19 protein-coding genes are annotated in these 22,821 nt (G+C 41.8%); 12 read left to right on the forward strand and 7 right to left on the reverse strand.

The window, feature by feature from the left end; translation table 11 throughout:
• Positions 1-7: 7 nt before the first annotated feature.
• On the forward strand, positions 8-778 hold the full coding sequence (locus tag MTTB_RS00400; RefSeq protein ID WP_248564579.1) for a fumarylacetoacetate hydrolase family protein: 771 nt from the start codon (positions 8-10) through the stop codon (positions 776-778).
• Positions 779-849: 71 nt separating this feature from the next.
• On the opposite strand, the gene MTTB_RS00405 is transcribed toward MTTB_RS00400, so the two are convergent.
• Genes MTTB_RS00405 through MTTB_RS00420 form a run of 4 tightly spaced genes read right to left on the reverse strand, consistent with a single transcriptional unit; the run spans position 850 to position 5,037 of the window.
• Positions 850-1,047 carry a hypothetical protein gene (locus tag MTTB_RS00405; RefSeq protein ID WP_248564580.1) on the reverse strand — a complete coding sequence of 66 codons (198 nt, stop codon included), beginning with the start codon at positions 1,045-1,047 and terminating at the stop codon, positions 850-852.
• A gap of 43 nt (positions 1,048-1,090) precedes the next feature.
• A complete protein-coding gene (gene leuS / locus MTTB_RS00410; RefSeq protein ID WP_248564581.1) occupies positions 1,091-3,925 on the reverse strand; it encodes a leucine--tRNA ligase in 2,835 nt (944 codons plus the stop codon).
• A 19-nt stretch (positions 3,926-3,944) separates the two neighbouring features.
• Entirely contained in the window at positions 3,945-4,256 is a 312-nt protein-coding gene (gene cutA, locus MTTB_RS00415; protein WP_248564582.1) for a divalent-cation tolerance protein CutA, read from the reverse strand.
• Position 4,257: 1 nt separating this feature from the next.
• Positions 4,258-5,037, reverse strand: coding sequence for an NAD+ synthase (locus MTTB_RS00420; RefSeq protein WP_248564583.1), 780 nt, complete (start codon positions 5,035-5,037; stop codon positions 4,258-4,260).
• 208 nt (positions 5,038-5,245) lie between these two features.
• Here MTTB_RS00420 and MTTB_RS00425 point away from each other — a divergent pair, with 208 nt between their 5' ends.
• From MTTB_RS00425 to MTTB_RS00445, 5 genes are all read left to right on the forward strand, one after another.
• Positions 5,246-6,220 carry a TRC40/GET3/ArsA family transport-energizing ATPase gene (locus MTTB_RS00425; protein ID WP_248564584.1) on the forward strand — a complete coding sequence of 325 codons (975 nt, stop codon included), beginning with the start codon at positions 5,246-5,248 and terminating at the stop codon, positions 6,218-6,220.
• A gap of 203 nt (positions 6,221-6,423) precedes the next feature.
• Positions 6,424-7,449 carry a H(2)-dependent methylenetetrahydromethanopterin dehydrogenase-related protein gene (locus tag MTTB_RS00430; RefSeq protein WP_248564585.1) on the forward strand — a complete coding sequence of 342 codons (1,026 nt, stop codon included), beginning with the start codon at positions 6,424-6,426 and terminating at the stop codon, positions 7,447-7,449.
• Positions 7,450-7,874: 425 nt separating this feature from the next.
• Positions 7,875-8,060 carry a hypothetical protein gene (locus MTTB_RS00435; RefSeq protein ID WP_248564586.1) on the forward strand — a complete coding sequence of 62 codons (186 nt, stop codon included), beginning with the start codon at positions 7,875-7,877 and terminating at the stop codon, positions 8,058-8,060.
• A gap of 184 nt (positions 8,061-8,244) precedes the next feature.
• On the forward strand, positions 8,245-8,451 hold the full coding sequence (locus tag MTTB_RS00440) for a hypothetical protein (protein ID WP_248564587.1): 207 nt from the start codon (positions 8,245-8,247) through the stop codon (positions 8,449-8,451).
• Between the two features lie 7 nt (positions 8,452-8,458).
• Complete coding sequence (locus MTTB_RS00445; protein ID WP_248564588.1) at positions 8,459-9,247, forward strand: radical SAM protein; 789 nt, start codon at positions 8,459-8,461, stop codon at positions 9,245-9,247.
• A gap of 48 nt (positions 9,248-9,295) precedes the next feature.
• Here the strand turns inward: MTTB_RS00445 and MTTB_RS00450 are convergent, their stop codons facing one another.
• Positions 9,296-10,027, reverse strand: a complete 732-nt coding sequence (locus MTTB_RS00450) for a DUF4013 domain-containing protein (protein WP_248564589.1) — start codon at positions 10,025-10,027, stop codon at positions 9,296-9,298.
• A gap of 521 nt (positions 10,028-10,548) precedes the next feature.
• Between MTTB_RS00450 and MTTB_RS00455 the strand changes: the two genes are divergently transcribed.
• The 5 genes from MTTB_RS00455 (at position 10,549) to MTTB_RS00475 (ending at position 19,911) form a co-directional block, all read left to right on the forward strand.
• Positions 10,549-14,679: a cobaltochelatase subunit CobN gene (locus MTTB_RS00455; RefSeq protein ID WP_248564590.1), complete on the forward strand. Its 4,131-nt coding sequence runs from the start codon at positions 10,549-10,551 to the stop codon at positions 14,677-14,679.
• A gap of 533 nt (positions 14,680-15,212) precedes the next feature.
• Positions 15,213-15,626, forward strand: coding sequence for a hypothetical protein (locus tag MTTB_RS00460; RefSeq protein WP_248564591.1), 414 nt, complete (start codon positions 15,213-15,215; stop codon positions 15,624-15,626).
• 73 nt (positions 15,627-15,699) lie between these two features.
• Complete coding sequence (locus tag MTTB_RS00465; RefSeq protein ID WP_248564592.1) at positions 15,700-16,323, forward strand: energy-coupling factor ABC transporter permease; 624 nt, start codon at positions 15,700-15,702, stop codon at positions 16,321-16,323.
• Positions 16,324-16,332: 9 nt separating this feature from the next.
• Positions 16,333-16,803 (forward strand): hypothetical protein, encoded by a 471-nt coding sequence (locus MTTB_RS00470; RefSeq protein ID WP_248564593.1) that lies wholly within the window; start codon positions 16,333-16,335, stop codon positions 16,801-16,803.
• 300 nt (positions 16,804-17,103) lie between these two features.
• Positions 17,104-19,911, forward strand: a complete 2,808-nt coding sequence (locus MTTB_RS00475; protein WP_248564594.1) for an FmdE family protein — start codon at positions 17,104-17,106, stop codon at positions 19,909-19,911.
• Positions 19,912-19,962: 51 nt separating this feature from the next.
• Here MTTB_RS00475 and MTTB_RS00480 read toward each other — a convergent pair whose 3' ends face one another.
• The gene (locus MTTB_RS00480; protein ID WP_248564595.1) at positions 19,963-21,654 is read right to left on the reverse strand and encodes a helicase C-terminal domain-containing protein; all 1,692 of its coding nucleotides are present in this window, start codon (positions 21,652-21,654) and stop codon (positions 19,963-19,965) included.
• A gap of 107 nt (positions 21,655-21,761) precedes the next feature.
• Here MTTB_RS00480 and cobI point away from each other — a divergent pair, with 107 nt between their 5' ends.
• Positions 21,762-22,463: a precorrin-2 C(20)-methyltransferase gene (gene cobI, locus MTTB_RS00485; protein WP_248564596.1), complete on the forward strand. Its 702-nt coding sequence runs from the start codon at positions 21,762-21,764 to the stop codon at positions 22,461-22,463.
• A 148-nt stretch (positions 22,464-22,611) separates the two neighbouring features.
• On the opposite strand, the gene MTTB_RS08320 is transcribed toward cobI, so the two are convergent.
• On the reverse strand, positions 22,612-22,743 hold the full coding sequence (locus MTTB_RS08320) for a hypothetical protein (RefSeq protein WP_282570361.1): 132 nt from the start codon (positions 22,741-22,743) through the stop codon (positions 22,612-22,614).
• Positions 22,744-22,821 lie beyond the last annotated feature (78 nt).

Below are 22,821 nucleotides of genomic sequence, written 5' to 3' on the forward strand. Positions count from 1 at the left end.
TGATAAATTGAAATTCCTCAGATTCCAATACAACAACAAGCCAAGATACGGTTTCATAGAGGATGACAAGATCATAGAAGTGTCAGAAAAGGATTACCTGACCAATAATCATAAAAGATTAAGAGAATGTCCAGTTAACGTGAAGATACTCCCCCCAGCGAATCCTTCGAAGATAATATGCGTAGGCCTTAATTATAGGGACCATGCGGACGAACTAGGCATGGAAATCCCAGAAGAGCCCATAATATTTTTGAAACCGCCGAGCAGCATCATAGGAGACAGGTATCCTATAATCTATCCACCGATGTCCCGAGAAGTTGACTATGAAGTAGAATTGGCAGTGGTAATATCCAAAGAAGCTAAGAATGTGGACAGAGAAGACGCTAAAAATTTCATAGCAGGTTATACCATACTAAATGATGTTACAGCCAGAGACCTTCAAAGAAAAGATGGACAATGGACGCGCTCCAAAAGCTTCGACACATTCTGTCCAATCGGACCATGGATAGAAACAGATATAAAACCACATGAACTCGAAATATCCCTACATTTAAACGGAGAACCTAGACAACATTCAAATACTCGAAACATGATATTCGACGTATACCAACTTGTAGAATTCGTATCAAATATAATGACCCTAAAAAAAGGGGATATCATCGCAACAGGAACACCCCCCGGTGTAGGCCCCATGAAACCAGGCGACGAAATCGAAGCATCCATAGAGGATATAGGAACCCTTAAAAATAAGGTTATTTCTCACCCCATAGGGACTTAAACCCCCAACAAAATATAAAATATCTGAGAAAAAGAACGGTTTCCACGAGACCAGGGAACTGCAAGATAAAATTATATGGGGAAGCCCCCCGATGAAAGCCAGAAAAGACTCATACACCACAATTTTGATAACAGCAATGTTATGGTTATAAAATCCTCACCTATCCTGTCCCGGAAGAGCCGGGGAAAGCTGACATAATCTGGGAGGATAAAATTATCCCCACTGGCGTTGGGGACGTGCTCCAGGCCGTGGAGATAAACCCTCATCATTGAAGCACCCAATGGGGGGTAGTTCACCCAGATAGGGTGTGATCTATTCCAGGTAGATTGCAGGCTTATATGGGATGGCGTTTTTAGCCTTTCCTTCTGGATCATACTCAGCATCTTCGTGGATTATTATCTCTGCGTTAACTTCTTCTTCCATGTACTCTCTAGCATCGGATAATATCTTATACTCGTCAATACGTCCAGGATGCTCTTCCCTTACAATATCCTTTAGGATCCTTTTTATAAAATCTGCCAGCTCCCTCTTATCGTCATGTATTCCCTCAGAGATGGCTTGTCCCATCAAAGCCCCCATATCAGGTTTACCCATCTCATAGGCCATCTCTAGTACTTTCCATTTCCAATCAGGGGCAACATATACGTGCACCCTCTTAGGGGTTAAGTTTAGGATCTTTTTGATCTCCATTATGTCCTTGATGGTCTCTTGGACCATCTCCTCTGCCCTTTGAACTTCTAGGCTTATAAATTCTTCATGGGGTCTTGGCCAAGGAGCTTCTGATACGAAACCTTCACCACCATATTTTTCCCACATTTCCTCTGCAGTATGTGGAATGAATGGTGCCATTAAACGAATCCATACACTTAAAAGGTATCTGAGAACATCCTCAGCTTCTTCATCCACATGACCTTTTATACGCTTCATATAATGATCAACATCCTTCCTCAGGAGGAAAAACGCTTCTTGGAGGGCTCTTCTAGTCTGAAATCCTTCAAGGGCCTTTGTAGCCTCTCTTATCCTGAGGTTTATCCTTGCCATCATCCATTTACCAATAAATGATGAAGGCTGTGGAGTTTCTGAAACTGATAATCCCCTTGATCCTATTATATCAGAGATTTTCTCCCCGAATTCTCTGAACCATTCAAGGCGCCTTTTCGTGCCTATAACCTCCTTTTCCCTCCAGTCGAAGTCTTGCCATGGTTCCGCAGATGACATTAGAAACAGTCTTACAACATCCGCACCATGGGCTTCTATGGCATCTGATAATAATACGACATTTCCCTTGGATGATGACATCTTCTTTCCTTCAAGCAAGCCCATGCCAAATACTACTATTCCCCTGGGCCACTTGGATGGTGGGAATATCGCGGAATGATGGAACAGATGAAATGTGAGATGGTTACCTATAAGATCCTTTGCTGATAGTCTCCAATCTAGCGGATACCAGTAATTAAATTCCTTTGAAATCTTATTAGCGGTCTTTTCATCTATCTTTAATTTATTTTCCTGGCCTAGGAAGATTTTGTCGAAAAATTCATCATCTAGGACATCGGCTGGTAATCTCTTCAAGTGGGGTGATATGGTATAATATGACATGTAGATTGTTGAATCACTTAAAGGTTCTATTATCCATTCAGGATCCCATGGTAAGTGTGTTCCAAGGCCTATTCTCCTTGCACAGGCCCAATCATCTAACCATTCAATGTAATATTCGAAGTTTGCCTTCACTTCCCCTGGTATTATCCTGAGGGAGTTGAGACATTCTAGGGTCAGGTTTTTCCATTCTTTGTCTGAATATTTTATAAACCATTGGTTTTCCATTATCTTAACGATGCAATGGCCCCCGCACCTGCAGATCACAGGATGCTCGGCGAAATCGAAGATTTCATCGGCTTTGCCCTCTGATTTTAATTGTTCTGCTATTTCTTCACGGGCCTCTGCCACTGGTTTGCCATGATATCCGGGTATGTGTTGGCTCATCTTACCCTTGGCGTGTTCAATCTTATAGAGTTCGTTTGTGGCATCATCTAATCTGGGATCCTTTTGGTTTTTTATTTTGAATTTTTCTATGGTCTCGCAGGCTGGGCATTCTCCATAGCCTTCGATTGTTATCACATTCACGGGTTTCATCCCTTTGAGGATGTCTTCTAGCTTGTATTTTTCCTGTAATTTTTTATCCTTTTTCAGGTCCTGTAGTGCGATGTAATCTGCTGGTGCATGTGCCGGGACTGAGAATACAACGCCTGTACCATATTCTGGGTCGACGAAATATGCAGGTAGTATAGGATGTTTTTCACCTGTCATAGGATTTTCAACATTTGAACCTACCAGTTCCTCTGGGTTAACCTCTTCTAGGATTTCCATGTCCTTTTTTTGCTGTGATAGGTTTTCATATGATTTTTCGCTTATAATCCACTTTTCCCCGTCCACTTTCACTTTAATGTATTTTTCTTTTGGGTTTAACCAGAAGTTTGTGACTCCGAAGATAGTTTCTGGGCGGAATGTTGCAGCTACAAGGTACGAATCTTCTAGTTTGAATTTGAGTATTGTGAGCTGGTTTATAGCCACCCCTTCACCTTCTAGGAGGTCGTGGTCTCCTACAGGGTTTTCACATTCTGGACAATACTTTACTGGGTGTTCTCCTTTACGGATTAGTCCCTTCTTTTTTAGTTTTTTTATCTGCCATTCGATGAACTTCTGATATTGTGGGTCTGTTGTCTTGAATTCTCTTCTCCAGTCGATTGAGTAGCCCATGGCCTTCATTATCCGCTTGTATTCTTTGCTGAAATGCTCTACAATATATTCTGGGTCTGTGAATTTTTCCAGTTCCCCCTGGGGGACCTTGTGGACTTTCTGGTATATTTCCCACGTCCACGGATCCTTTCTCTGGATTCTCCTGGCTATTCCGATGACTGGCGCGCCAGTCACGTGCCATGCCATTGGGAAAAGCACATTATAGCCCTGCATTCGTTTAAATCGTGCATAGACGTCTGGTACAGTGTAGGTTCTCCCATGGCCTATATGCATGGCACCGCTAGGATATGGATAAGCCACTGTCAGGAATAGTTTCTCGTCACCTTCTGGGTTGGCTTGGAAGATCCCTGCTTTTTCCCATCTCTTCTGCCATTTTCTTTCGATATCCAACGGATCACCGCCCGGATAATCATCTTATTTCCCCTAATAACCATTTAAGGTAATCTTCTGATCCTCCTTTGATGGGAAGATGGATGATACATGGGTTTTCATAACTATGTAGGGCTTTGACCCTTTTTATAATTTCTTTAACATTTTCTTCGATGGTTTTAACTATTAGTATGGATTCTTCATCCTCTTCTATCTCATCATCCCACCAATAAAATGATTTTATGGAGGGTATTATGTTGACGCACCCTGCTAGTCTCTCCCTGACTAGTATTTCACCTATCTTCTCTGACTCCTCCACCCCAGATGTTGTTATATATACTATGGCGAACATATTATCCCTCCAGGATTGGAATCTCGGGGGGGTTTATTTTATGACGTGAGTTTTCGACCATCATCCTTATACGTTTAACCTCCCCTATTGGTGTTTTTATAATTTCACTTATACTCTGATCATCTAGGCCACGGTCTACCATTAGGTATAATATCCTATCAAGGATGGGATATTTTATTCCAAGTTCCTCTTCGTCGGTTTGCCCGTACCATAAACCTGCAGTGGGTGTTTTCTCTATTATCTCCACTGGCACCCCTAATTTCTCTGCTAGGAGTTTAACCTGGCCTTTGTATAAGCAGCCTATGGGTAGTATATCCACGCCACCATCACCATATTTTGTGAAGTAACCGACCAGGAGTTCTGTCCGGTTCCCCGTGCCCGCCACAAGCCTATTCAGTGAATTAGAATGATAATATAATATTATCATCCGCATCCTGGCTTTAAGGTTGCCCCTTGCAAGTCTTGTGCCCCTATGATAACATAGGGACTTGAAAGGCTCGATTAAAGGGCCTATCTGGATTGTCTCATTTTCTATACCGAGGATTTCAGCAACCATACGCGCATGTTTAACATCAATAGGACTAGTAGTCCCTGTGGGCATTATAATCCCCAAAACCCTATCAGGGCCCAGCGCCTCCTTGCAGAGATAAGCGGTGACTGTTGAATCAATCCCACCACTCAAACCGAGAACCACACCCTCAGTCCCAGCCTCCTCAACCTTATCCCTTATAAACTTTTTAATCCGGTATATTACTTTCTCATCAAGTGGAGGAAGATCCATCTCGTAACACCACAGATCCTTATTTTAAAATAAACCTGCTCGCCCCAACCATCCTTAAAGTATGAAGGGGGTAGATTCATCAAATTTTCTATGGAACAACCTGATGCAAATTTTAATATTATAGTATACTATATTAGGTTATACGATCCACTTATAAAATAATGCGGATCTTATTCTAAAAAAGATAATCATCTATTGGAGGTATGCAATGGCATTCAAAGACTTGTTCAAATTTAGCAAGGGAAAAACAACATTCATATTCGTAGGAGGTAAAGGAGGGGTGGGTAAAACCACCATATCAGCTGCAACAGCACTCTGGATGGCTAAATCCGGTAAAAAAACACTTGTAATATCAACAGATCCTGCACATTCATTATCTGACTCATTTGAGAAAAAGATAAGTCATGTCCCAACATTCATCCAAGAAAACTTATATGCAGTTGAAATAGACCCAGAAATTGCAATGGAAGAATACCAGGAAAAACTAAAAGAACAATCAGAAGTAAACCCTGGAATGGAACTCCTACAAGAACAGATGGACATGGCATCCATGTCCCCAGGGATCGACGAAGCAGCAGCCTTCGACCAATTCCTAAAATATATGACAACAGACGAATACGATGTCGTAATATTCGACACAGCACCAACAGGACACACCCTCAGACTCCTATCATTCCCAGAAATGATGGACTCATGGGTGGGGAAACTAATAAAACTTAGAAGACAAATAGGGGCACTTGCAAAGGCATTCAAAAACATCCTACCATTCATGGGAGACGAGGAAGAAGAAGACAGAGCACTAAAAGACCTTGAAGCCACAAAAAAGAAAATCAGCGAAGCAAGGGCAGTGATGTCAGACCCCGAAAGAACATCATTCAAGATGGTCGTAATCCCAGAAGAAATGTCAATCTACGAATCTGAAAGGGCCATGAAAGCGCTTGAAAAATATGACATCCACACAGACGCCGTTATAGTAAACCAGATACTCCCAGAAGAAAGTGACTGCGAATTCTGCAGGGCAAGAAGACGACTACAACAAGAAAGATTAAAGATGATACAGGAAAAATTCAGCAACCAGATATTGGCACAAGTTCCATTACTCAAAAAAGAAGCGAAAGGCATAAAAACATTGGAAAAAATAGCCGAAATACTCTACGGCAAACCATTAACAGAAAAAACATAACAAAAGACAACACCCCCATCAACGCGCCATGAAAAAATCTCCCCCCTCAAACCAGAAAAATACCTAAACCTAAAAGTCCCACATTCTTCCACAAATTTTTACTAGATAATGCATGGAGTAGATTTCCAACTGAGGAATCCTAAAAATTTATAAAACAAAGTGGATAATTTAATCACATGTATTGATAGAGGGGTTGGTTTGATATGAAAGTAGCAGTTTTTGGAGCTGGTAATCAAGATCTTTATGTTAGACACTTGAATTTACCTGAAAAGTTTGGTGGAGAACCCCCATTCGGCGGTAGTAGGATGGCGATGGAATTTGCAGAAGCAGGTCATGATGTAATCCTCGCAGAACCAAACAGAAGCATACTAGAAGAAGAACACTGGAAAATGGTGGAAGACACCGGGGTTAAAGTGACCGACAATGATGTTGAAGCCGCCTCTAACGCCGAAATCGCAGTACTATTCACACCATTCGGTAAAAAGACATTTGAGATTGCCAAGAATATAATATCACATCTCCCAGATGGGGGGATTATATCAAACACCTGCACAGTCTCTCCAGTAGTATTATATTATGTTCTTGAAAGGGAGCTTAGAAGAGAAAGACAAGACATTGGAATCGCATCATTACACCCTGCGGCCGTGCCAGGAACCCCATACCACGGCCACTATGTGATCGGCGGACGTGCAACAAGCGGACTCGAACTCGCAAGCGAAGAACAGATACAAAAATGTGTCGAACTCGCTGAGAGCTGCGGTAAAACAGCCTACGTAGTCCCCGCTGACGTTTCAAGTACAGTTGCAGATATGGGTTCCCTTGTCACGGCTGTAACACTCGCAGGCGTCCTTGACTATTACTATGTTGGCACCCAGATCATCAAGGCCCCAGTAGAAATGGTTGAAAAACAGATACTCATGACACTCCAGACAGTAGCATCCCTCGTCGAATCATCAGGAGTCGACGGAATGCTAAAGGCTATAACCCCAGAATTGTTAGTCAAAAGCGCAACTTCAATGCACCTGCTCAAAGAACAGGAAGTATTAGACGCAGCACTCAACATACTCTCTAACCTAGATGACAATGTCATGAAATGGATCGAAAAGGGTGAAATAAAACACACAGATCTCGTAGCAGCCCAAGCACTTACAAAAGAGCTTAAAAACCTCATGGGTGGCATGGCAGCTGAAGGCACCATCAGACGTTGCATGAGAAAAATGTTCGAATAAAACACACACCATAATATCCTTTTTTTACTATTATCACCCCCTGGGGGTGAATATTCCATCTTAAAGATCCCATTTCATCCTTTAACATGGGAGAATACCCCCTTTTTTTAACCCTATCAGCGGGAAAGTCCCCCTCCATGTGGGAATAAGGATAGCCGAAAAACTTTTTACACTTTCAAGAAAAAAATAACATGAAAAGAAACCAGAACCCAAAAACGTCCACACAAAAGTCCGACAAATGGTAAACTACCAGCACAGAACAACATGACCTGAGAAGGCTAAAAAGGAACAGCAAAAAGAGTAGACAAGTTAAGCTTCAAAGGATAAACCTTTAAGACCATGAACTACAAGTAGTCAGGTTTCAAAACCGGGGGAACTGATCCTATCAAAGATCGGGATTGGTGCACCGACCAGTTAATGGCAAAGTGAAAAGAATAATCAAACTAGCAAAAGCCTATGAAAAACCCAAAAGAGACAACTTCCCCCCACAAAGACATTACGTGAATCTGCGTCTCAAAGACTTACATGGTCGGAGATCATCATTTCGCCAAAACTTCTTTGCCTTTACATGCTCGCCTACAAGGCTGAAAGAGCAGGTAGACAACTTGTGAAGGTGAGCCCAAAAAGGCACAAGCCAAATGATAATCCTTTGATAACCGAGTACTCAACACAGGCCTGGGACATTCCCCATACCATTAAAGAACCCTCTACATGGTATACCCGACAAAGCCTTCATCCTCGAAGCGTCCAAGAAATGGTAATTTGCCCAGATAACATATAATTTTGGTGTAAGACATGACAATAGAGGAATTAGACCTTATTGAAAAGGTCTACGAACTGAAAATAAAAAATAAAAAGGAGCTTGCAGAGGAGATCCTGAAAAAATCCAATGAAGGACATGACATCCTATTCCTGTGCACAATAGTTAATTCATGGATAGCGCAAAACTACAAACCAGGAGAAATCAAAGTCCCACTCGAGATAATAAAGAATATAGAATAGGGATACTGTGAAGTACAGACAAGTACCATTTATCACATTATCAGAGATAGGATGCAGAGTATGGATAACATTATCAGGTTGCAACTTCAACTGTAAAGGGTGTTTCAGTAACGCGAGAAAACCCACAGGTAAGCCCCTAACCATAGAAGAACTTGTAAAACTCATAAAAAGATCATCCCAACAATATTATGGGAAACTCCCAGAAGAGATCATCATAACAGGAGGAGAACCAACACTAGACAAAGACTACCTCCTAAAACTAACCTCAAAATTAAACTTTGCACACATCATCCTAGAAACTAACGCACATCTACTCAACAAAAAATACATCAAAAAGCTTGTCAAGGCAGGTGTCAAAGAATTCATGGTAGACCTAAAAGCACTAGATGATAAAAAACACAAATGGTATACTGGTTTCTCCAACAAAAAAATCCTAAAGAATATAAAAACAATCCAAGAAAACGCTAAACTCGTCATAAAAACCTTATACATTCCCGGACTCGTTGAAGAAAATGAAATAGAGAATATAGCCAAATTCATAGCCACCATCAACCCCAAGATAGAATATCGCATCAACGACTTCAAACCAATGCACGGCCTATCCAGAAATCCAACAATCAATGAAATAGAAAAAGCCCACTCACTCGCAAAAAAACACCTTAAAAATGTTATTATAAGCAGAAGTTGCAGAAGAGAAAGCAAACCATTGAAAAAGAAAACATGGATAACAGTATTCCCGGATGGAACACTCAAAAGAAGATCAACAAAAGACTACAAAAAAAGGGGGGACAGCTAAAATAACATCCAAAGATCATCACAAAAAAGGAAAATGGGGGGGCCAAGTTTATCTATCTGCATATAGGCGGCCAAGTGCTCTGCTATGGAAGATGGCAAGATAAGGTACCACGAAGAGATAGATAATCAAGGCGGCGATGATGAAACCGATTACGAAAATAGCTAATCCAGCCCCCAAATTCATCTGAGTCAATGATAAAGCCCCGAACGCTGAGATGATGGGCAAGAATATAAGGCCAAGTATGGCTAGAGTTACATTCATTGTACCTGATTGTATTATTGCAACGCCGATGATCCAGATAATATATTTTGTCCATGTAATCTCTGATATGACATTTAATATTTCCCCGATTTGGAATGCTGCTCCTATCCTATCATTGAATGCCATATGAGCTATTGCAATTTGTTCTACCAGTGCAAATATAATGGCTAGGATAACCCCTATTACTATGCTGATAATCCCAAAAGTAGGATCAGTAGGATTGATGGAAATTGATAGTATACCAGCTACTAGGAATATCATTGGTATTATCATATAGACTATACCAACTACTAAGACTTTAAGTCCGTCAATGAACATTCCACCCCATTCATCAAAGTCTGGAAGCTCATCAAAACCTGCTATTGTAGCCTTGAGGACTCTTAACCAGTACCCGTAAACTAGGAACATTGGTATTATCAAGAAACTTAGTATGACCTTTAATGCTCCTAATGTTACCACTTTCTTCAAGTCTGTCCCAGGGTAGTCAAGGGCCTCGCCTACAATTTCACCAACTTTCATGCCCTTTTTACCTCCAAAAATTATCTCAAATATTAATTTAACTTTTATCGCTTAAAAATATACCGATAAAATTCCAAAAAAAAGCATGCAATTTTAGTATCAAACTTGCTTTCAATTAGAGCGGGTCTCAAAGCATGGAATATTAGCATCCGGTGTGGGGATTCTCAATGACGAGCAGATAAGCCTGTCATCAACGCCATATTCGCAGTATGCACATGAAAAAAGAAAATTTGAAGGAAGTGATCCTTTTTGAAACTAGATACTATTTAAGGTTGGGAGTGTCGTAGACTTTCGCTATAAAGATTATATTCATTTTGAATTGTTTTTGTCCTTTATTTTTAACTTTACAGTATTTTTTTGGGTGGGATTTGCGCGTCGAAGAATCATTTCAGTGATATTTAATAAGCTTTTTGTCTAGTGGACTGAATTTCCATATTAGAATGGGGGAAAGTTTATATAACAAAACATTTTTTAAAATTTACTTGAAATATATTAAAATAAACTTGAAAGGAGGGGGGTTGATGCAGAAACAGATTATACACCTCACGCTAGTGATCTTTATATTTGCACTGATGGGAACATCTTTCGCAGAGGACAACACCACACACAATGAAAGCCAGAAGACACACGAGATTCTCATAGTTAGTTCAAGTCCTAACGAGATTGCACTTATCAACAAAATAGCAGAAGATCCCGACATCAAAGACAAAATAAAAGTAAGGGCAGAGAGTGGCAGAACTGACAGCAACCTTTCATTCGAGATTAAAGGGGACGTTATAATCTTCGGTACAAGAAGTGGTCTTTCAGCACCAGTATGGGAAACCCTCAAGAATAAATTAGAACAAGCAAAAAATCGAGGTTCAACAATAATGATCTGTGTAGAGCCATCATCACGTGAAAACTACGCTCCAATCCTAAACCTTCAAACTGTCAATACAACTGACCCACGTTTTATCGAAACTCTCAAATACCTAAACTATACCAGCGAAAAGAACCTAAAGAACCTCATCCTCTACCTAGCAGTTTCCTTCTGTAACTACACAGCTACAGTAGAGGCACCTGAACAGAGACCCCTATGGGGAATATACCATCCAGATGCACCAAGAATATTCAGTAACCTCACAGATTACCTGGAATGGTATGCTACCAGTGGAAGGTACCATCCAGACGCCCCAACCGTCGGTATACTGACCACAGAATACACCGACATGCTAAGGGACGGACCCTTGCTAGATGCCCTTATAAGAACATTTGAATCAAAAAACATCAATGTCATCGTATCCACATACACCTACAGGGACCCCAACTCATTGAAATATCTCATGATAAATGATAAAGCTATCATTGACGCTGCTATAGTGATTTCAAGGGGTGGCACACTAAACTCACAAAACTGGACAAAAGGGATTGAAGATCTTCAAAAACTCAACGTCACAGTCCTAAATGGTATCAGAATATTCTCACCCAGTGTAACCCTAGCAGATTGGGAGAACAATACAGAGGGTATCCCAGCAGCCGAACTTTATCAATTGTCGCTGGCCGAAATGGACGGGATAATAGAGCCAATCGTAATAAGTGTGAAAGAGACCGACCCCCAGACAGGAATCATATACAATAGGCCCATAATGTATCAAATAGAATGGCTCGTGGACAGGACAATCTCATGGATGAAACTCAAAAGACTGGACAACAAAGACAAAAAGATAGTGATAACCTACTACAGCGAGGGTGGCGGTAAAGCCAATGTAGGCGCAGACATCGACTATTACCTCAATGCACAGGCAAGCATAGCAAGGATACTCCAGGAAATGGAGGGAAGAGGATACAACCTCGGCAATGGAACACTACCCTCAGAATCTGAACTTGCAAGACTCATGGCAGAGATAGGCAGCAACATAGGTACATGGGCGCCAGGGGAACTTGAAAAGAGAGTAAAATCTGGCCAAATGATACTGATAAGTGAAGACGAATACATTAGATGGTTTAATGAATTACCAGAAAACATGCAGAAAGAAGTGATTGACGCCTGGGGGCCCCCACCAGGGAACATTATGGTCTACACCAACAACACTGGCAAGTACATTGTAATACCAAAACTAGAATTCGGAAACATACTCCTCGCACCTGAACCAGTGTGGGGCTGGTTGCAGAATAACACTACACTTTACAATACAGGTAAACTTCCACCAACCCACCAGTTACTCGCATTCTACTGGTGGATGAAGAAGGTCTACCATGCAGATGCTATTCTCTCAATATTCAGCATAGTAGAATTGATGCCAGGAAAAGCAACAGGACTTTCAGCCAGAGACTGGGGAGCGATAATGCTCCAAGACATGCCAATTATCCATGTTCTCCCCATGGACGCCCCTGCCATTTTTGACAAACGAAGAGCTAACATGCTCATCATAAATTTCATGACCCCCGTACTCATACCATCAGGACTCTACGGGAACCTTTCAGAACTATATGATAACATCAGACTCTACAAGGAAACAATCGATGAAACACTAAAAGCAGCCTACAAGGACAAAATCATAAATCAAAGCAACGCCCTTGGATTCATCTACACTAACGGTAATTTTGATGAATTCCTTGTGAACGTTACAGCCTACCTTGAGGACATAAAGAAAAGTTACATACCATACGGCCCTCACATACTAGGGGAGGTGCCCCAGGGGGAGGAACTCATCGAATTGCTCCTGGCAATGCTCCCCGATGAATTAGATGATGCAACATCAAGACTTCTCCTAAAAGAACTGGTGCTCAACAACCAAACCCCTGAAGAAGCCCAGATGATCGTATTCGGCAATGTGACGCAGAAAACAACAGAATACCTTAAACTTGCAGCAGAATACGCCAGAAGAATTAATGAATCTAAAAATGAGATTACAAGCATACTAAACGCCCTCGAAGGCGCATACATAACCCCAGGACCAAGAGGAGACCCCATAAAAAACCCTGATGCACTCCCCACAGGAAGAAATCCCTATCCATTCGATTCAAGGATCATACCAACCACGACCGCATGGGAGACGGCAGTGAAACTCGTAGACAAGTTCCTCCAGGATCACCTCAACCAATATGGAAGCTACCCCACAAAAATCGCCTATGTTCTATGGTCCTGTGAAACCATGAGACATCAAGGAGTCATGGAAGCTGAAATAATGTACCTCATGGGTGTAAAACCTGTCTGGGACTCTCGGGGCAGAGTTAAGGACGTTGAACTTATAACCAACCTCAACAGGCCACGCATCGATGTCACAATCATCACATCCGGACTCTACAGAGACCTCCATATGGACATAATAACACTCCTTGATAAAGCTGTAAAACTTGCTGCAACAGCCAATGACACAGTAAACTACGTTAAGATCAACTCAGAGGAAATCTACAAAAAACTAATATCAGAAGGTTACAATGAAACAGATGCATGGAGACTATCCATCCTAAGAATATTCTCAGAAGAACCAGGCGCCTATTCACCCGGAATCCAGGAGGCCATCCCTGCAAGTGACACCTGGGATGATAGAGAAAAGATAGCCAACCTCTACTTGGAAAGGGTTTCAGCAGCCTACAGTACAGATATATACGGGTTAAAAGTTCCATCAGTCTTTAGGGAGAACCTCAAGGATGTGGATGTTGCTATGTTCAGCAGGAGTTCAAACCTCTATGGTGCACTTGAACACCCCATGGTGGCTGCATACTTCGGTGGCCTCAGCCTCGCAGTGGAAAAAGTTTCAGGAGCAAAACCAGAGATGTACATAAACAACCTACGAGTTGATGCAAAAATAGAAACAATGAGTCAGTTCCTTACAAGGGACCTTCTAACAAGATACCTCAACCCGAAATGGATCGGAAGCATGATAAATAGTGGCTATGATGGTGCAAGGTACATGGACTCCTTTGTAGAGAACCTCTGGATATGGCAAGTTACAAAGCCTGAACTGGTATCTGGATCTACATGGGACCAAGTACATAGTATTTATGTAAAGGACAGTTACAACCTTGGACTTAACAGTTTCTTCAACAGTGCAAACCCCTATGCGAAAGCTTCCATAATCGCAAGGCTTCTTGAAACTGCACGGAAGGGGTACTGGAACCCATCTGAAGAAATTAAAACCTCACTTGCTAACGAGTACATCAGCATGGTAAACCAGTATGGTGTGGCTTGTTGTCATCACACCTGTGGTAATATTGTGTTTAATCAGTGGCTTGTGAGTGTTTCATCATTGAATTCTGCGGCTCTTCAAAAATTTGCAGGTGTTTTTGCAGCGGCTACTGGAGCGAAACTCGTTGTTCCAGGCGGGTCAGAGACTCCCGGACAACCAGGCGTGCCGGGCACCCCAGGACAACCAAGTCCTGGTTATACTCGTAGTCAGGGGCATGGTGTGAGTCCCGGTTATACTGGTGGTCAAGGACAGGCAAGTGGACAAACCGGTTCAGGAGCTGGAAATGCCCAAGGAGTTGCCACGGCTGGGGGTGCAGGGCCAGGACCATCTGCAAGGAGAAGTGGCAGGGTTTTTGAGGTCTCAGCATCATCTGCAGGGGGTTCAGGGAGTCAAATGCCATTTTATGCACTACTAGGTGTCATAGGCATCGTACTCCTCATAGGCGCCGGTTACTTCCTCAAAGGACACAAAAAAATATAAAATTATTACATTTCCCCCCTTTAGCGTGTTATTACATTTATGTGGAGTGACAGAATTTCTTTGGGGGGAAAATTTAATTTTTTTTCGGCGGAAAGTTTCTTTGCAAAAGCCGTGTGGGGGTGAAAAGTCTAAAAGATTCATATAGATCCTACTTCATTAATTGCAGGGCTGAGGGGTACTGGCAGGTAACTATGAGAGGGGTTGAAATCTTATAGAGAGAACCTTTACAGGAACTCTCTTCGTTGCCGAAAGGTCTAATCATTTGGAACAGAACCCCCCTTATGGCAGGGTAGTTATAAGCATCATCTTAACCTTAAAACGAATAGTATACTTGAGATTAAGAACATCGGATCTGCAGGCAAGTAATATGATACTACATGCTTTCTTGGGGGAAAGCTTCATCTTACCGAGATAAGATTCCTGTCCATGTGTCATTGACCAACATCATATTACTATTCTCCCTTAATGCTCCTTTTAAGTAATAAAAAGTTTTATATATTGAAGATATCCAATTAATTCAATGGGTGATCATTATGAAGAGATCCTTTATTTTTTTGATCGCAACGGTAGTAGCTCTCAATTTTTCCTGCTATTCCATGGCACATCCAGGCCATGGGTACTACATCGAAGAACCATCAGAACCCACTGCTAAGACACCAGATACATCCGCTTCAACTTCTTCAGGGACATACACTAGTAAATCGACAACAGTCACATCATCCAATAATTATGAAATTCGATCCACTACATCAGCTTCAAAATCTGACGCGTCAGATGATCCAAGGGCGGTATCCGAATATAAAAATTCATCACAGGAAAATCAAAGCCTTGAACAGAGCAACCCAACCAATAGAACACACAAAACCGGCAATTATGGGTTCATATCCGCAATAGTTGGCTTATGCCTTGTATTCGGTTTAACAGCTTTCAGATTCCCAAGGGAGTGAATTTTAACTCTTTCGGCGGGGAAGTCCCCCTTGCGAAAGCTAGTGGTAGTTCACTAAACAGGAGGTTGATTAATTGCACATACCTGACGGGATTATACCATTATGGCAGTCCGCAATTTACTGGACCCTAGCTCTCATCAATCTTGGCATATTTTTCTATATCTTCTCACATAAAACAGATAAAGAGATGAGAATAGTTGCAACAGGTCTATTTGCAGCTGCAGCGGTGGCTGTTTCCTCAATATCTATACCCTCACCCTTTGGCGTTCCAGTGCACTTCTTCCTCATACCACTTGCAGTGATAATCCTCGGACCCCTCACAGCGGTTCTAGTGGCAACCCTCTGCCTCATCATCCAATTCTTCATCCTGGGCATGGGCGGGATAACAAGTATGGGTGCCAATATCCTTACAATGGGTATCGGACTTGGAATAGGTACTTTTGCTGTTTACAGGATAATCAGGGAACTCGATATAAGTTTGGCGGTCTTCTCAGCCACCTTCTTGGGTATAATGGTTGCAACAACAGTCCATATCATGGTCCTCTTTGCAGCGGGTGTTGCAAGTGCTGAAATGCTCATGGCCACCTTGATACCATTCTACATATTTGTAGCTGTCATAGAGGGGGTTGCAAACATATTCATAGTCTCATTCATAGGAAGGATAAAACCAGAACTTATCACAATGGATAAAGTGTAAGGTGATTAGATGAAGCCGGTATTCATTGTTTTAATCATATTCCTACTTATCGATGGTGTGGCTGCTCATGGGATGGAGATAACCCCTGAGTCTTTCATTGTAATAGCGGATAATTCAACGGGAAAACTTGCACGTTCAGTCGCCGATGAAACTGGGGTTAATGTAACCGTTTATAGATTTCAAAGTGCTGCAGATGTTGAACACGAACTGGAACATGCCCTTGGAAACCCAAATAAGAAGATACTTGCGGTCGCCTACCAGGATGTTGTGAAGAGCTTCCTTGAAAAGCACCCCGAACTTTCTGATCGAGTGATGTACTGCAGTCCTGATGAAGCATCAATAAGGGATAAACTCATCGAACTGAATTCTGTGGATACAGAAAACATCGAAAGTGACTTTATGACGCCCTTCTTTTCAGGGACTCTCATAGGGGTTATAGTTGGTATCGTAATTGGCGCAGTGTGGATGAAAAGAAAATGAATAATGGTAAAACCGTGTTTTTGGAATATACAAGTCTCTTAGAATGTGGGGTGTCCTCCCATCTCATTTAGACAAGTTCAGGGACTCTGGACTAAACATTTTCCCTTCTCACATTCTTTCAGAAGCTGATGATCGCCTAATGAGATGATCATTCTAAAAAAATTTACTTCATATTCTTTAAAAACAAATGGGTATTACTAGTATAAAAATGAGATAGAATATAGTAATAATATAGTTAGGTATATTAGTAAAAAAATAATGTATCATATTATAACATGATAAAAAGGAGGTGAAAATTGGATGAAAAGACAGTATTACATGATTCTAATAGCTCTTCTCTTTGCCATGGCCTTAACAGGTTCAGCATCGGCAACAAATAGTACATGCGAGGTAGGAGTGAAAATCAATTACGAATACGACGATGATAACGGGCAAATAAACCCCACCATCCAGGAACTCATCGATGAAAAGGGGACAAAAATCAACTTCACAAAAACCTTTGACCCAGCAGCCAACATAACCAAAATAATATACCAATACAATAACATCACCAACACTACAAAATTCCAGATAAAAATCACAGCACCAGGCTATAAAACCCTCACCCATGAATTCACACTCAATGATTACGGTTCCTATTATGCACAGCACCTATCACTCACAATGGAAGCCACAGAAGCCTACAAAATAGGAAGAGAAATCACCAAAAAGGCAGATCAAATACTGAACTTCACAAAAACAGGTGAAGTCCTCGTAATAACAACAGCAGGCAGCGCATACTACAAAAACAGTACAACAGAAGACGTTCTCGAAGGCATACTCAATCAAGCCCGTGGAATAATAAGCTATGGTAAAGGAAACCTACTATTACTTAGAAAAACCCGCCTAGACCCCCTCGACTTCGCATTCATCGTGAAAAAAGGAAACGACCTAATCCTAGCATACTTCAAAAACGCCAACCAAACACCAATCTACATTGGAACAGTATCACAGAACATGACAAAAGAACAATACCAGAAACTCCAAGAAAAACTTGGAGATGACGCATTCCCAATAGCCAGCCTAGCAAATGCCTGGGCACTAGGATTATCAGCTGACATACTAAGAGAAGCAGCATTCCACGGCCACGTCTGCATGGGAACCATAAGCGGCTACGCGATGATAGAAACACTACTCAAATACTACCCCCCAAGTACAGGCACAGGAGGTGCCGAAGCATCCAGTTATATAGTTATTGGAATCCCCGGCGGTTCAGACGATGACGTATTCGTATATGCGATGGATGCAACCCCTGGAAAGAGATCATACATTGGATACAACACCACAGATGATCCTAATATGGTAGGATTTATACGTTGGAATTCAAACACGAAGACAGGGACGCTTATAATAATGTCATATGACCTTCAAGACCTCATCAGCAAATACAAACAGGAAACCGGAGCAACAGAAGTTTCAGAACTCAAATTCAACGCATGGGCGGTCAAAAAACTAATAACAGACCCAGAATCGCTAGTAAAAATACTCTATGCATTTGACAATCTCACAGAAGAACAAGTTAATTACCTTGCAGGTGGAGTGGGAAGCACAACAGTCCAAGATGCTCATGGACTAGACATGGAATACATTCTAAGCCAGAGCAACCTTGTAAATGCGATACCCGACAATAAAACATACACCAAGGGTAATTTAGATTACAACCAATTAAAAGAGATAGGTATCGAAGCCGCCAATTTAGCAAAGGAACTATTCCAACAAGCAGGCATACAATTAGAAAAGGACAGCCTCGAACTCCTAGTATTGACATCAGCAGGCTACGCACGCCTAAACGGCCAAGACACAAGTCCAGTATGGGATGGAGTCTATGAAGTGTTAGGGTCAAGACTTAGCCGAAAAACATTACTACCAGTCCATAGTGCACTATGGGGACAACTATGGTTCACATTCATAATAAAAAGCGGAAGCTACACATCAGACATCATAGGCAAATCTGGCGGATTCGGAAAATTCTCATTCAACATCACAGAAGAAGACGAAATACTCTATGCCATACAGCTAATCTACGATCCAATCAAAGGATTCATAATATCAAATGATACCAGGGGACCAGTATATGACATAGGAGCCGGATGGAATTACACCAACCCAACGGTGTCCAAAGTTTTCAAAAACTGGAATAGTATAGTCACAATTGCAAATGCATGGTCCTATGACCCACCATTCGACATGCTAATGGTCTACTTATTCCACAACCACGTCTGCCCAGGAGTATCACCAAGCTACCTCATAGCAGACTACATCTACGAAAATTATCCTCGAGGAGAAAATGAAAAATACATTTACGTGACAACAACAGACTACTGCAAAGACGATGGGCTACTATTACTTCTAGGCGTATCACCAGGGCAAGGAACATACTACAACCAGAGACTACTTAACACGAGCTCATCTTCCGTTGAAGGCGGACAAATGGAAGGTATACTAATAATCTGGGACGAAAAATTAAACATCGGAAAAGCAGTGATAATAACATTCAAATGGCCAGGATTCGAAAGCGGAACAAATGGTCTTAGGGCCTATATAGACTGGTACAAAGGAAAAGAACCTACTGGTGTGCGCTCATCATACATAGTAACCACTGAAACAGTAAAGTATATTACAAGAGATGAAATGAACATGATCCTTTCTGGAGCCGCAGGTTCGCCTTCAGGCAATGCACTAGGATATATCATGGGATTGCCAGATCGTCAACTTTCAGAGTTGGTGCCCGCTGTCCCTGGCACTCCTGGTGTTCCAGGCACTCCGGGTTCTCCTGGTGTTCCAGGCACTCCAGGCACTCCGGGCGTTCCAGGGTTGCCTGGTGTTTCTAGTGGTTCTGGTGTTTCTCCTGGTTTCGTGGGTTCTTTTGTAGGTGCTGTTTCAAGTTCTGGTGGGGTGGCTGCTGCTTCTCCTGGTAGAGGAAGTGGGCATGGTAGGGCTTATGAGGTTACGAGGGCTTCTAGTGGTGGTTCAGCTGGTAGTGGATGGTACGTTTATGGTGTCATAGGGGGTCTGCTGTTGATCGGCCTCGCAGCCTTCGGATTCCTCAGAGGCGGCTTCAAAACCTAAACCCACCCCCCATTTTATTATCCTTTCCCCTCTTTTTTTTGTATTGTAGGTTTATTTGGGTATTATGGCTTCTTTGAAGAATTCTGGTAACAGTGCGCGGTATAGTGGGCTTCTGAAGAGCATTGTTATATTGGCGTCGAGGATATAAGTGTAACATTCATCGTCATGGGCGCGCATGCCCCTACCATAGGCTTGCATGAGGGTCATGACGGTTTTGTAGGCGTACCATTTTTTGTCTCTTTGTTGCCGAGTGTTAACTTGTTTGTCTCCAAGATAGGGAAATGGTATTTTATAGATCACTTGGAACCTGCATTTATCATAGGGGAGGTCGACGCCCTCACTCATTGATGGGCTCACAAGGACCAGTGGTGCGTTGCTTTTTTCGAAATAATCTAACATCTCTTCGCGGTTGGCTGTATTATGTCCTATGAGGCGTTTATCATCCATATTATCTAGTATAAATTTTTGGCAACGATAATTGTGGGTGTGTATGAGTCCCTTGTCATATTTGTGCCTTTCTAGTATCCTTTTTAATATGGGAAGGGTTTTGGGTGCTGTGTCCTTTATCCTATTCTTCGACATTTTTCCGACAAGTTTTAATTCTATGGGTCGTCTCGAGGCCGGGAATGGACTGTCAACTTTTATAAAGTATGATTCCTTGGGGTTGATGCCAAGCCATTGACAGAACATTCTATCTGAGAGTATTGTTGCACTCATAAACAAGCATGTGTTCGCATGTGAGAAGAGGTAATCTGGGGCATATTTAGTGACCTGGAGTGGCTTGAATGATACTTTCTCGTTTTCTGTGTCTATAACCCAATTTTCTGGTTCGTTTTCAAGGCTCTTTTTAAGCTCGTCTAGGCGTTTTATCATCCTCTTCATCCTATTAGCCCGCCTTTTCGGCATCTGACTCTTGTCCAGGTCCTTGTAATCCTGTGATATGGCCTCTAATGGGAGTATCCACTCTCTTGGGTCGTCTTCTTCGAACATTGATTGGGGTATTCTCTTTTTTATATCCTTTTCCAGTCTTTTATTGGAAAGGTTTACTTCAAGTCTTTGCATGAGCTTGTTTTCTATGTTATGGGCTTCATCCAACACCATCAATTCCCTTTTTCCAAAGTGGCCCACGTAATTTAATTCTAGGAGGGCGTAATCATAATTCATAAGGGTTATGGGACTGTTTATACCATCAGCTTTCTGCTCCCAATATTGGCAATGTTCACTTGACCTGAAGTAAAACTTACCCCCGTGGGAGTCCCTGAATGCTAATTTTTTGAAGAATAGTGTCTCCCCCCGGTTTACACCATATGGGCAGTGGAAATCTTCAGATGATGGTGTGGTTTGACATGTTCCGATGTCACAGGTGGATTCAAAATCATCATTTCTGCAATAAAAATTTGCTCTCCCTTTAACAGTTGGGATCCTAAATTCCTGAGCATATTGGTCTTGCAGTTGTTTCGTCATTGTAAGGATATACGCGGGCTGGTATATCCTTGCGAGTGTAACTGCTATCGCTGATTTTCCTGTTCCGGTCCCGGCCTCTAGGATGATATACTTGTAGCCTTCTTCTATGGCCTCATAGATGTCATCTATTATATCTAATTGGCCGGGTCTTGGCTTTTGAAATGGGAAATTCTCTATGATCTGATCTGGTATATGGGGATAATCTTTTTTAAGATCTTCCCGGGATAATTTTAGGATTTTACTGGGGAATGTTAGCCCTCCTATTCTATTTTTTAGCATATGCAGTTTTTCATACTCTGGGCACAGGATAGTCTTTTACATGGACTTTTTTATTGTGGGTTAGATATATAATCTTATAAGATGATAGGGATTTTTTGGTGTTGAGATTGGATAATGGAAAGCTTATTGGTGTTGGTGTAGGGCCTGGGGATAGTGAACTTCTCACAGTCAAGGCTGTTAGGATTCTTGGGAGTGTGCCGGTGATATGCGCGCCAAGATCCTCTGAGGATAAACCTAGCAGGGCCCTTTCGATAATTAAGGGTGTGTTGGCTGATAGGGATGATTATAGGCTGCTCGAACCCGTATTCCCAATGACAAGGGATGTTGATGAGCTTGAGCGACATTGGGATGAGGCTGCCGGGCTTGTTATCAATGAACTATCAAAGGGGGATGATGTTGCATTCGTAACACTTGGCGATCCCTCATTGTATAGTACGTTTTCTTATCTTCAAAGCCGTGTAGAAGATCTTGGATTCAAGGTTGAAATGGTACCAGGTGTAACGTCATTTACAAGTTGTGCTGCCAGCGCTTCCATGACACTAGTTGAAGGTGATGAAATACTAGTAGTGTTGCCTAGGGTCGATGAGAGATTCAAAGAGATAATATCCTATGCTGACACTTGTATTATAATGAAAACCCCAAGACATGGAGGTGAATTGGAGAATATAATAGCTGAAGACCCAAGGGCAAAGAAGATAATATCTGTCCAGAATTGTAGCATGGAAGATGAAAAGATCCAGGAAGGCTTTATAAAAGATGCGAATTATCTTTCAACAACAATAGTGAAATTCAAAAATAGTAGAGGATAAGCAGGGTATCCCTTCACCTTCAAGGGCCACTGAACAGGACTTTTTGGCGAAGTTTCACATCCTACTCCATGAATTTTTTTGAAATTCTACTTGATCTAGGGAACGGTTCTTAACCTTTAAAGTTATAGGATCTCGTGTGTGGGGATCTTTAGGATACCCCAGCCTCTCTCAGAGCATCCTTCAAGGTTTCTTTGTTTGGACAGACGCCGATCACCCTGATATCCTCGTCTGTAACCACCGCGGGGGTTGTTTTTATATCATAAGCTTCTGTTTTTTTCACTAGGCCCCTTATATATTTTAATGTTGATTTTGTCCCCGTATTCTTTTTTTTATTTCATCTATAACTTTTAGTAGTAGG

The organism is Methanothermobacter tenebrarum (assembly GCF_023167465.1).
In the GTDB taxonomy this organism is placed as follows: domain Archaea; phylum Methanobacteriota; class Methanobacteria; order Methanobacteriales; family DSM-23052; genus Methanothermobacter_A; species Methanothermobacter_A tenebrarum.

Coding starts and splice junctions, on each gene's coding strand:
- MTTB_RS00405 (WP_248564580.1), bottom strand. CDS start 1,047: ATGATGAGGGTTTATCTCCACGGCCTGGAGCACGTCCCCAACGCCAGT.
- cutA (WP_248564582.1), bottom strand. CDS start 4,256: ATGTTCGCCATAGTATATATAACAACATCTGGGGTGGAGGAGTCAGAG.
- MTTB_RS00420 (WP_248564583.1), bottom strand. CDS start 5,037: ATGGATCTTCCTCCACTTGATGAGAAAGTAATATACCGGATTAAAAAG.
- MTTB_RS00425 (WP_248564584.1), top strand. CDS start 5,246: ATGGCATTCAAAGACTTGTTCAAATTTAGCAAGGGAAAAACAACATTC.
- MTTB_RS00430 (WP_248564585.1), top strand. CDS start 6,424: ATGAAAGTAGCAGTTTTTGGAGCTGGTAATCAAGATCTTTATGTTAGA.
- MTTB_RS00440 (WP_248564587.1), top strand. CDS start 8,245: ATGACAATAGAGGAATTAGACCTTATTGAAAAGGTCTACGAACTGAAA.
- MTTB_RS00450 (WP_248564589.1), bottom strand. CDS start 10,027: ATGAAAGTTGGTGAAATTGTAGGCGAGGCCCTTGACTACCCTGGGACA.
- MTTB_RS00455 (WP_248564590.1), top strand. CDS start 10,549: ATGCAGAAACAGATTATACACCTCACGCTAGTGATCTTTATATTTGCA.
- MTTB_RS00460 (WP_248564591.1), top strand. CDS start 15,213: ATGAAGAGATCCTTTATTTTTTTGATCGCAACGGTAGTAGCTCTCAAT.
- MTTB_RS00470 (WP_248564593.1), top strand. CDS start 16,333: ATGAAGCCGGTATTCATTGTTTTAATCATATTCCTACTTATCGATGGT.
- MTTB_RS00475 (WP_248564594.1), top strand. CDS start 17,104: ATGAAAAGACAGTATTACATGATTCTAATAGCTCTTCTCTTTGCCATG.
- MTTB_RS00480 (WP_248564595.1), bottom strand. CDS start 21,654: ATGCTAAAAAATAGAATAGGAGGGCTAACATTCCCCAGTAAAATCCTA.